At 34.9% G+C, this 11,816-nt stretch carries 8 protein-coding genes; 7 read left to right on the forward strand and 1 reads right to left on the reverse strand.

All coding sequences use genetic code 11. The features are described 5' to 3' along the window. Nucleotides 1–6: 6 nt before the first annotated feature. From E0F76_RS13240 to E0F76_RS13255, 4 genes are read left to right on the forward strand one after another with little or no spacing between them, the layout of a single operon-like run. Complete coding sequence (locus tag E0F76_RS13240; RefSeq protein WP_132006884.1) at nt 7–2,742, forward strand: glycosyl hydrolase; 2,736 nt, start codon at nt 7–9, stop codon at nt 2,740–2,742. A gap of 21 nt (nt 2,743–2,763) precedes the next feature. Further along, complete coding sequence (locus E0F76_RS13245) at nt 2,764–3,888, forward strand: glycoside hydrolase family 88/105 protein (RefSeq protein ID WP_132006887.1); 1,125 nt, start codon at nt 2,764–2,766, stop codon at nt 3,886–3,888. Beyond that, on the forward strand, nt 3,888–6,869 hold the full coding sequence (locus tag E0F76_RS13250) for a glycoside hydrolase family 2 protein (protein WP_132006890.1): 2,982 nt from the start codon (nt 3,888–3,890) through the stop codon (nt 6,867–6,869). The genes E0F76_RS13245 and E0F76_RS13250 overlap by 1 nt, the downstream gene beginning before the upstream one ends. Beyond that, nucleotides 6,859–8,652, forward strand: coding sequence for an alpha/beta hydrolase fold domain-containing protein (locus E0F76_RS13255; protein ID WP_132006893.1), 1,794 nt, complete (start codon nt 6,859–6,861; stop codon nt 8,650–8,652). The genes E0F76_RS13250 and E0F76_RS13255 overlap by 11 nt, the downstream gene beginning before the upstream one ends. Nucleotides 8,653–8,706: 54 nt before the next feature. On the opposite strand, the gene E0F76_RS19715 is transcribed toward E0F76_RS13255, so the two are convergent. Beyond that, entirely contained in the window at nt 8,707–9,048 is a 342-nt protein-coding gene (locus tag E0F76_RS19715) for a helix-turn-helix domain-containing protein (protein WP_246022062.1), read from the reverse strand. A 527-nt stretch (nt 9,049–9,575) separates the two neighbouring features. Between E0F76_RS19715 and E0F76_RS13265 the strand changes: the two genes are divergently transcribed. From E0F76_RS13265 to E0F76_RS13275, 3 genes are all read left to right on the forward strand, one after another. Then, on the forward strand, nt 9,576–9,932 hold the full coding sequence (locus E0F76_RS13265) for a carboxymuconolactone decarboxylase family protein (RefSeq protein ID WP_220398924.1): 357 nt from the start codon (nt 9,576–9,578) through the stop codon (nt 9,930–9,932). A 10-nt stretch (nt 9,933–9,942) separates the two neighbouring features. Further along, complete coding sequence (locus tag E0F76_RS13270; protein WP_132006899.1) at nt 9,943–11,001, forward strand: NAD(P)-dependent alcohol dehydrogenase; 1,059 nt, start codon at nt 9,943–9,945, stop codon at nt 10,999–11,001. Nucleotides 11,002–11,171: 170 nt separating this feature from the next. Beyond that, a complete protein-coding gene (locus tag E0F76_RS13275) occupies nt 11,172–11,732 on the forward strand; it encodes a DUF6642 family protein (RefSeq protein WP_132006902.1) in 561 nt (186 codons plus the stop codon). Nucleotides 11,733–11,816: the final 84 nt, after the last annotated feature.

The following is an 11,816-nucleotide window of genomic DNA, read 5'->3' on the forward strand; positions in this document are numbered from 1 at the left end:
ATTTCGATGAAAATTAAAAACATTTACGCTTTTATACTATTAGGAATTCTATTCTCTTTGCCAGTTTCGGCTCAAAATCAAACCACAACTTCTCCCTGGCCAGAAATTGTAAATACAAATCAACCATGGGCTCGCTGGTGGTGGATGGGAAGTGCTGTTGATAAACCCAATTTAAAGAAAAGTTTAGAAGATTTTCATAATGCTGGAATTGGTGGTGTTGAAATAACGCCAATTTATGGCGTAAAAGGTGAGGAAAATAATTTTATTGATTATCTCTCTCCAAAATGGATGGACATGTTGGCATATACTATTAAAGTTACCGATAGTCTTCATATGCAAGTCGATATGGTCTTAGGAACGGGTTGGCCTTATGGAGGACCTCAGGTGACTTTAGATCATGCTGCAACCAAATTAATTGTGGAAAAAATTCAGCTTCAAAAAAATGATAAAATTAATCGTGAAATAAAAGTAGTTGATCCCAAAGAAAGTATTCCAGCCAAACTTTTATATGTTGTGGCTTATGGCGACAATGGTAATTATGTCGATTTAACCAATCAATTAGAAGGAACACATTTGAAGTGGAAAGCAAAAAAAACAAATTATACTCTTTATGCCATTTTTAGCGGAAAAACGGGACAACAAGTAAAACGCGCTGCGCCAGGTGGGAAAGGATATACTTTAGACCATTATTCAAAAGAAGCACTCGAAGCCTATGTACAACCTTTTGATAAAGCCTTAAATGGTTATGAAGGTAAATTACGTTCAATTTTTAATGATAGTTATGAAGTATATGGTACCGATTTTACCCCTGCTTTTTTCGAAGAATTCCAAAAAAGAAGAGGTTATGATTTGAAAAAAAACATGCCACAATTAGTAAGTAAAACGAATAACGAAGTAGGAAACAGGATAAAAAGTGATTATAGAGAAACACTTTCGGATTTGTTATTAAACAAATTTGATAAATCTTGGACCGAATGGGCTCATACTAAAAATTTTAAAACCAAATTACAAGCACATGGATCACCAGGAAATTTGATCGATTTGTATGCTTCTGCAGATATTCCGGAGTGCGAAACTTTTGGTTCAATGCCTTTCGATATTCCTGGATTAAGAAGGGAAAAAGAAGACATTAGAGAAGGCGATGCTGATCCTGTAATGCTTAAATTTTCATCATCGGCGGGACATATTGCTGGAAAACCATTGGTTTCATCAGAGACTTTTACATGGTTGAGAGATCATTTTAAAACGGCTTTATCGCAATGCAAACCAGAAGCTGAAGATTTGATGCTAAACGGAATCAATCATATCTTTCTTCATGGTTCTACTTATTCTCCTACTAGAGCTGCTTGGCCAGGTTGGAAATTTTATGCTTCAGTAAATTTCAATGCTACTAATACGATTTGGGAGGACGCTCCTGCCCTATTTTCTTATATCGCAAATTGCCAGTCAATGCTTCAACAAGGAAAGCCCGATAATGAGAACTTACTTTATTGGCCAATTTATGATACTTGGAATGACTATCATGATGGTTCGTTGTTTTTCCAATTCAAAATTCATTCTTTGTCAGAATGGTTGTATGGAACTTCATTTTATGAAACAACTAAAAATCTAACGAAGAATGGTTATGGTGTCGATTATATTTCCGATAATTTTATTTTGCAAGCACATGTAGAAAACGGAAAAATTGTATTACCAGGAGGAACTTATAAATCATTGATTGTTCCAAATTGTAATCAAATGCCATTGGCTACTTTACAAAAATTAATCGACTTGAAAAAAACGGGTGCCGTTATTATTTTTGAAGGACTACCTAAATCAGTTCCTGGTTTTAATCAATACAAAAAACAAAACCAACAATTAGCAAAGTTAATTAATAAAAACGCTGCAATTATTTCTCCTGTTTCCAATTTATTTAAAACTTTAGAAGGTGCCAAAGTCTACCCAGAAACATTGGTTACTTCAGGTTTAAAATTTATAAGAAGAGATGTCGATGGAGAAAAAATTTATTTCATAGTCAATCATACTGCTAAAACAATAGATGGTTTTGTTCCTTTGCAAATAGCAAATAAAGAGGTGGTTATATTTGACCCATTGACTAAAAATTACGGAAATGCAGAAGTGAAAAAAACTTCAAATATTACTTTTGTGAAATTGCATATAGAGCCTGGACAGTCGTTTATTCTGAAAACAGAGAAAAAAACATCTCAACAACCATGGCGATATTACGAAAAAACTGCAGATCCTATTGTCTTAAATGGAGAATGGAACATTAAATTTGATAAAGGGGGACCTCTATTGCCTGCAAATGCCAAAATGAATAACTTAGAATCTTGGACAAAATTAAACAAGGATGCAGAAGCTTTCTCTGGAACAGCAACCTACACACTTGAATTTGAAAATCCAGGAATTGATGCCAACAATTGGAACTTGAGCCTTGGTGATGTTCGCGAAAGTGCGAAAGTATGGTTGAATGGCACGTATATTGGTGCGGCTTGGTCTGTTCCTTTTAAATTAAATATTGGAAAACTGAAAGAAGGTAAAAATGTAGTAACGGTTCAAGTGACCAATTTAGCAGCTAATAGAGTGAGAGATATGGAACTAAAAGGCCAAGAATGGAAAATCTTTTATGAAATAAATATGGTGGATAAGGATTATAATAAATTTGATGCAACCAAATGGAGCCCCACACCTTCAGGATTGTTAGGGCCAATTACCATTACACCTTTAGAACAAAAAAACTAATAAAAACAAAGTAGTATTAAAATGAAAAAGACACTATTATTTTTCGCTGTTAGCCTAGTATGTGCAAGTACTCTAGTAGCACAAAAGGCTTTCGATAAAAAATTGGTATTGAAACAAATGGAATCTGCCAATGGCTATTTTATGGACAAATGGCCTGATACTGGCAAAACAATAATAACCAATAAAGAACGTCCGAGTAATATTTGGACTCGTGGGGTGTATTATGAAGGATTAATGGCATTGCACGAAATCTATCCTAAAGAATCGTATTATAACTATGCCTATTCTTGGTCGGAGTTTCACAAATGGAGCTTTAGAAACGGGAGTGCAAATCGTAATGCCGATGATTATTGTGCGGCACAAACGTATATTGATTTGTACAATTTAGAACCCGATTCTAAAAAATTAAAAAGTACGAGAGCAACGATGAATATGTTGTTGAACACTGCTCAACTCGATGATTGGTCTTGGATTGATGCCATACAAATGGGAATGCCAGTTTTTGCCAAAATGGGTGTTTTAGAAAATGACAATCGCTATTACGAGAAAATGTATGCCATGTACATGTATTCTAGAAACAAACATGGTGATCATGGTTTATACAATCCTAAGGATGGATTATGGTGGCGTGATGCCGATTTTGATCCGCCGTATAAAGAACCAAACGGAGAAGATTGCTATTGGAGTCGTGGAAACGGATGGGTAATTGCTGCTTTGGCAAAAGTCCTAACTATAATTCCAGAAAACGCTCCTCATAGAAAACAATATGTATCTGATTTAAAAGCTATGGCTGCTGCCTTGGTACCGATACAAAGAACTGATGGTTTTTGGAATGTGAGTTTGCATGATGCTACTAATTACGGAAGTAAAGAAGCTTCAGGAACAGCACTTTTTGTGTACGGAATAGCATACGGCATTAACAGTGGAATTTTAAAAAAAGAGCTGTATTTGCCAGTTGTTCAAAAAGCTTGGAAAGCACTAACTACAGAGAGTTTACACGAAAATGGTTTTTTAGGGTATTTGCAATCAACAGGTAAAGAACCGAAAGACGGACAACCATTAACTTATGATAAGATCCCCGATTTTGAAGATTATGGTTTGGGTTGCTTCTTGTTGGCAGGTTCAGAAATTTATAAAATGAAATAATGATTAAATTTATAAAAGCATTTTGTTTTATCTGTTTGCTGAGTGCGGTCTCCATCGCTTTTTCTCAAGAATTCAAGAGGGAAAAATACAATTTCAATGCCGATTGGAAATTGAAAACTGGTGACTTAAAAGGGGCTGAAAAAAATAATTTTAATGATAATAAATGGGAGCGTATTACGCTCCCTCATGCCTATAACCAAAATGAGGCTTTTAAAAAAGATATCGAAAATCTAACCACAGGGATTGTTTGGTACCGCAAGAATTTCAAATTGCCTCAAGGGATTTCCAACAAAAAAGTATTTTTAGAATTCGAAGGAATCCGACATGCTGGCGAAATTTATATAAATGGTGCCAAAATTGGTTTGCATGAAAACGGTGTCATGGCTTTTGGTTTGGATATTTCAAACTATGTAAAACCATTTCCATTTCAGAATGTGGTGGCACTTCGTATTGATAATGATTGGAAATACAGAGAACAAAGTTCCAATGCTACTTATCAATGGAATGACAAAAATTTTAATGCGAATTATGGTGGAATTCCCAAAAATGTATTCCTTCATATCACAGATAAATTATACCAAACGCTCCCTCTTTATTCTAATTTAGAAACTACCGGAACTTATATTTATGCGAGTCAAATAAACATTGCCAATAAATCAGCGGTAATTAATGCAGAATCGCAGCTGAAAAATGAATTTTCCGTTTCTAAAACAGTTACTTATCAAGTAGAACTATTCGATTTAGACAACAAAAAAATAGCCGAATTCTCAGGAAACAAAACGACGATTGCACCAGGTGAAACCAAAACAGTAAAAGCATCGCAAGTTATCAATGATTTGCATTTTTGGAGTTGGGGATATGGGTATTTGTATACGGCGAAAACAATTTTGATAGTAGATGGAAAAGAGGTTGATGCAGTTGCAACCAAAACAGGTTTCCGTAAAACCGAATTCAATAATGGTGAAATTGTTCTCAATGACCGAGTAATTCAGATGAAAGGCTATGCACAAAGGACGAGCAATGAATGGCCAGCACTAGGAATGTCAGTCCCTGCTTGGATGAGTGATTTTAGTAATCAATTAATGGTCGAAAGTAATGCCAATTTGGTCCGTTGGATGCATGTGACACCTTGGAAACAAGATGTAGAATCATGTGACAGAGTGGGATTAATGCAAGCCATGCCTGCAGGTGATGCCGAGAAAGATGCCAAAGGAAATCAATGGATTCAACGGGTGAATTTAATGAGAGATGCCATTATTTACAATCGAAATAATCCGAGTATTGTCTTTTATGAATGTGGAAATGAATCTATAAGTGAAGTCCACATGCAGGAAATGAAAAATCTCAAAGATACTTATGATCCTCATGGTGGCAGAGCTATTGGATCACGTGAAATGCTCGATAGTAATGTGGCAGAATATGGTGGCGAAATGCTGTACATTAATAAAAGCGCTCGAAAACCCATGTGGGCAACTGAATATTCTCGAGATGAAGGAATGCGTAAATATTGGGATGAATATTCACCCCCATTCCACAAAGAAGGAGATGGACCTTTATATCGCGATAAAGACGCTTCTGATTACAATCACAATCAAGACCGTCATGCAATCGAGGATGTTATTCGTTGGAATGATTATTTCGTCGAGCGTCCTGGTACAGGTAAAAGAGTGAATTCAGGTGGAGTAAATATTATTTTTTCGGATTCTAATACGCATCATCGAGGCGAATCAAATTATAGAACTAGTGGAGAAGTTGATCCAATGCGCATTCCTAAAGATGGCTTTTTTGCACATCAAGTAATGTGGGATGGTTGGGTTGATATCGAAAAACAGCGCACTCACATATTAGGACATTGGAATTATTCTGATGCGACGATAAAAAACGAATATGTGGTTTCTTCAGGAGAAAAAGTGGAGCTTTTTGTAAATGGAAAATCGAAAGGGTTTGGTAAACGCAGCAATACTTTTTTATTCACTTTCGAAAATATTCCTTTTGAAGCGGGTACATTAAAAGCCGTGAGTTATGATGCTCAAGGCAAAAATCTTAGTGAAGATAAAAAGATTACTGCAGGAACTCCTTTTGCTATTAAATTAACTCCGCATACCAATCCAAATGGATTTGGTGCAGATGGATCTGATGTGGCTTTGGTTGATGTGGAAGTGGTAGATAAAAACGGCCAACGTTGTCCTACCAATAATGCGATGATACATTTTACATTGACAGGAAACGCCACATGGTTGGGAGGCATTGCACAAGGGCCAGATAATTATATTTTGTCAAAAGATTTGCCTGTCGAAAATGGTGTCAATCGCATTATGATTCAATCTACACCGCAATCTGGTGCCATAAGTATTAGTGCTCAATCAAATGATTTGCAATTGGCTACAATTACATTTAACACACGTGCTGTTAGTGTTGAAAATGGACTTTCGAAGCAATTACCAGGAAAGGATTTACCCTCCAATTTACAACGTGGACCTACTCCAGAAACAGCTTCTTATTCGATTAAAAGAACGCCAGTTTTTATTTCGCATGCCACAGCATTAGCCAATAATGATGATGCGTACAAAAGCTATGATGACAATGAATTGACCGAATGGACCAATGACGGAAAAGTAAGTACGGGTCGCATTGTATATACTTTATCTGCACCTTCTCAAATAAACCAATGTGTGGTTAAATTTACAGGCTGGAGAACCAAAAGTTATCCTATTCGTATATTAGCCGATGGAAAAGAAGTTTTCAAGGGAAACACCAGTCAAAGTTTGGGTTATATTACACTTGATTTAATTCCAATTTTGGCCAAAGAAATAACTATTGAGTTAACCGGAATTAATACGGAGAAAGATGGTTTTGACAAGATCGTTGAAGTCGATCCTACAAAAGAATTGGATTTGTACAAAGATAAAATGGCCGCAGAAGCTAAAGGGCAACTGCGAATAGTTGAAATAGAATTTTATAAAAAACAAGATGAAGAATAGTAGTTTTAAATTAGCATTGATTTTTAGTTTTGGTTTTACGTCCTTGATTTTTTCTCAAAATAATGAAATTCCATTATGGCAAATAATACCTGGATCTATTGATGCAGTCGATTATAAGCAAGAACCTAGAATTGACGATAAAGGAAATATAACAGGAATCAGGAAAGTTACTGAACCTACTTTGAAAGTTTTTTTGGCCAATAACAAAAACACTAAAAATACGGCAGTAATTATTTGTCCTGGTGGTTCGTATTCTCTTTTGTCTCACGAAAAAGAAGGGGATAAAGTGGCGGAATGGTTTAATTCTATTGGGGTCTCAGCTTTTGTTTTAAAATACAGATTACCTAGTGATATCATTATGAAAGACAAAACAATTGGTCCACTTCAAGACGCACAAGAAGCCATTCGAACATTGAGAAGAAATACAGCAGAATGGAACCTTGATCCAGCTAAAATTGGGATTATTGGATTTTCAGCAGGAGGACATTTAGCATCCACCCTTTCAACACATTATAATGATAAAATATATGAATCAAAGGATAATGGAAGTGCTCGCCCTGATTTTTCCATTCTAATTTACCCAGTGATTTCTATGGAAGATGGAATTACACATAAGGGCTCAAAAGAGAATCTATTAGGTAAAAATGCCAGTAGTGAAATGGTTGCCAAATATTCGAATGAAAAACAAGTTGATTTTAATACGCCCATAACATTTCTAGTGCATGCTACTGATGATGGAGCAGTTCCCGTAGAAAACAGCATCAATTATTATCTTGCATTGAAAAAAAATAAAGTAGCTGCAGAAATGCACCTTTATGAAAGTGGCGGACACGGTTTTGGTCTTGGTGTTCAAGGAACGAATGTCAATTGGCCAAAAGCCTGTGAAAAATGGTTGATTGCCAATGCATTTATTCCCAAAGCTGATGGCTATGTTTTTTCCTATTTTAAAGGAAACGGCGAAGATGGTTTGCACTTGGCTTACAGTGAAGATGGCTATAAATGGGATTCTTTAAAAAAAGACACTTCTTTTTTAACTCCAGAAGTTGGTAAAGACAAATTGATGCGTGATCCATGTATTATAAAAGGAGGTGATGGATTGTATCACATGGTTTGGACCGTGAGTTGGACAGATAAAGGAATAGGATATGCCTCTTCAGCCGATTTGATTCATTGGTCTACGCAAGAATTTATTCCAGTTATGGCTCATGAGAAAAATGCCCGTAATACTTGGGCTCCTGAAATCACTTTCGACGAAAAAAACAATCAATACATGATTTATTGGGCTTCAACTGTAGAAGGGAAATTTACCGAAACTAAATCAGAAGAAGAAAAAGGGTACAATCATAGAATATATTACACCACAACTAAAGATTTTAAAAAGTTCTCGCGCACCAAACTACTCTATGAACCGGGTTTTAATGTAATAGATGCCACTATTTTAAAACAAGATAAAGGGTTTGTTATGTTTCTAAAAGATGAAACTAAAAATCCTGTGCAGAAGAATATTAAAATGGCCTATAGCGAAAAATTAACTGGACCTTATACCAAAGCAAGTGCACCAATTACTGGAAATTATTGGGCTGAAGGACCAACAGCAATACAAATTAATGGTGCTTGGACGGTGTATTTTGATAAATATAGAGATCATAAATATGGAGCTGTTCAGGAAACGGCAACTGGTTGGCAAGATATTTCAGAAGGAATTAGTTTCCCATCGGGTACTCGTCACGGAACTATTATTAAAGTTCCAGCAGCAGTAATTGATAGTTTGAAAAAGGAATAAATCAGTTTATTGGTAAAAAACCTAATTAGCAACTGCACGATTTCAAGCTACTATCTAATTCATCATTCTATATTCATTTGGCGTAAAGCCAGTACATTTTTTAAACATACGATTTAAATGCTGAGTGTATTTAAAACCAAGTTCAAAAGCGATTTTACTAATTGACTTTTCAGTATCGAAAATCTTTTCCTTGGCCACATCAATCAATTTTAGTTGCATGTGTTCCTGCGCCGATTTTCCCGTTTCTTTTTTAATTAAATCTCCAAAATAGTTGGGAGAAAGATGCAAACGATCTGCAAAATATCCAACAGAAGGCAACCCTAAATCTTGGGTAGTTTCTGACTGGAAATAATCGTTCAATAGGTTTTCAAATTTTGATAAGATATCAGTGTTCATATTTTCTCTGGTGATGAATTACCTATCATAAATCGAATGCAATAGTTTAATAGTAACTCGATATTATTGGTAATAATACTTTTACTATGTTTATCAATAACTGATCCAATTCGTACTCCAGTTTGCTCAATAAATCTTTAATATTTTGTTGTTCTTTCAAAGACAAATGCAAAGATTCATTCGAATCATAAGAAAAAAAGGAAAACTGAATCATTTGCATGCCAAGTAAGGTACCTTTTATTAAATCAGGATGAAAAAGTAGTGCTAAACCTGAAGGCTGATAATTCTCTTCATTATTGATTTTAAGAACTTGCTCAGGACTAATAAAAACCAGCTTTCAAATCCTGACAGTAATTGAAGGAATAGGTTAGTATCAAGAACTAAGCAAATCCATTCAAATAATACAAAAAGAGAATGTAGTTAAAATTCTTAAAAATCTAACTTATCAAATTTTTACCGACCAAATTATTTCTTTACCTTTAACACATCAATCTACCACTCCTCCAGAAAATAGACTGGAAAAAGGATTGGCCAGACAAAAGGAAATTTTTGGCGACCAGATAGATAAGAGGTATAAAAATTCACCCAAAGATTTATTACACATTCAACACTATTTATCTGCTAATTGTTTTGGTAATTATATTTCCCGAAAAGGATTGGAAGTTCAAGTTCGGGAGATGATAACACTTTCATTTCTAATTGCAATGTGTGGAACAGAAAGCCAGATAAAAGGTCATATTAAAGGCAACATCAATGTAGGGAACGATAGACAAAGCCTTATTAATTTAATGACACAATTACTACCCTATGTGGGCTATCAACGTACTTTAAATGCCATTAATTGTTTGAATGAAATTGTACCCATAAATAATATAATTAATTAAAAACACAGATATGAACACAATACAAATTAAAGCTTACGGTGCTGCTGACAAAGATGCAGACCTAAAAGAGTTAAACATTAACCGTAGAGATGTTACTGCAAAAGATATAGAAATAGAAATTTTATATTGTGGGGTTTGTCACTCCGACTTGCATACGGCTCGTAATGACTGGGGAGGAACACTATATCCTGCCGTTCCTGGTCACGAAATAATTGGAAGAATTACCAAAGTAGGTAGTGAAGTCACTAAATTAAAAGTAGGCGATTTAGCAGGTGTTGGTTGCCTTGTAGGTTCATGTAGCACTTGTGATAGTTGTAAAAATGATTTAGAGCAATACTGTTCTAATGGCTGGGTTGGAACTTACAACGGTCCTGACAAACATTTAGGAGGTCACACTTTTGGCGGTTATTCCGAAAAAGTGGTTGTGGAGGAACACTTTGTATTAAAAGTCCCTGCCAACTTGAATTTGGCTGCCGTTGCGCCTTTACTTTGTGCAGGAATAACGACTTGGTCACCATTAAAACATTGGAAAGTTGGAAAAGGCAGTAAAGTGGCTGTTATTGGCTTAGGTGGTTTGGGGCATATGGCGATTAAATTAGCTAAAGGTTTAGGTGCAGATGTGACTTTGTTTTCAAGAAGTCCAGATAAAGAAAAAGATGCATTAGAATTAGGAGCTGATTCCGTAGTTATTTCAACTGATGAAGAGCATATGATAGCTGTTGGCGGAAAATTTGATTTGATTATTGATACTGTCCCGTATATTCATGATATCAACCCTTATATTTCCACTTTAAATACAAATGGGACTTTGGTTTTAGTTGGTTATTTAGGGCCATTAGATCCTTTTTTAAATACTGTTCCATTGATATTAGGGCGAAAATCAGTTGCAGGTTCATTGATAGGTGGAATTGCCGAAACACAAGAAATGTTAGATTTTTGTGGAAAGCATAATATCGTATCCGAAATCGAAATTATCAAAATGCAAGATATCAATGAAGCGTATGAACGTATGCTAAAAAGTGATGTTCGTTATCGTTTTGTAATTGATATGGCTTCATTGAAAGCATAATATCGATGCTTTTTTTATAAATAATCCCAAACATTTTATTTTGATTGTGCTTGGGATTATTCTTTTTTAAAAGAGAAGATAAAGACTTCTTAAGCCTTACTTCTACTCTGTTTTTTCTCCTTAAAAACATATCTTTGCTATCAGATAAACTACCTCTCTAAAAAATAACAATGGATCAGGATAAATTTATTTTCTGCCTCGAAGGAGTTCGAGATGTAGAAATTACAACAGCTACTTTAGTAGTCAAAAACTTAGAACAATTGGCCCTAGAACAAGGGATTCCGAGTATTTATAAATCCTGTGATACTATTGAAGGATTAGTAGATAGCTTAAGTGCATTACTTTATCACGATCATAATTTTAAAGATTATGAGATTATTTATTTAGTGATGCCAGGTGAACGAAACAACATCTGCCTAAATGACTACTATTATAGTTTTGAAGAAATAGCCGAACTATTTGAAGGTAAAATGAAAGGTAAAATCATTCATTTTTCTAATGCCAAAGTATTAGATTTAAGTCCTGAAGAGGCACAATATTTTTTAGATATTACTGGAGCTACTGCCCTGTCTGGCTACGGAGAAGTGTCCTATAAATTACCTAGTTTTGCTATCGATAAAGCGTTCTTTAGCTTGTGTCAAGAAATTGATGATGTAGTTGAAATTGTAGAAGAATTGCATCAAAAACATTATGCTCTTTGTAAATTACTTGATTTTAGATTGTATTATTAAAAACCATCAAAAAATAAATTACAATAATAAGCAATTCAATCCAACCTTACATTCAATTCTAATTAAATAGTAAGAGACATTAAA

The sequence above is a fragment of the Flavobacterium cellulosilyticum genome, assembly GCF_004349355.1.
Taxonomy (GTDB): Bacteria; Bacteroidota; Bacteroidia; order Flavobacteriales; family Flavobacteriaceae; genus Flavobacterium; species Flavobacterium cellulosilyticum.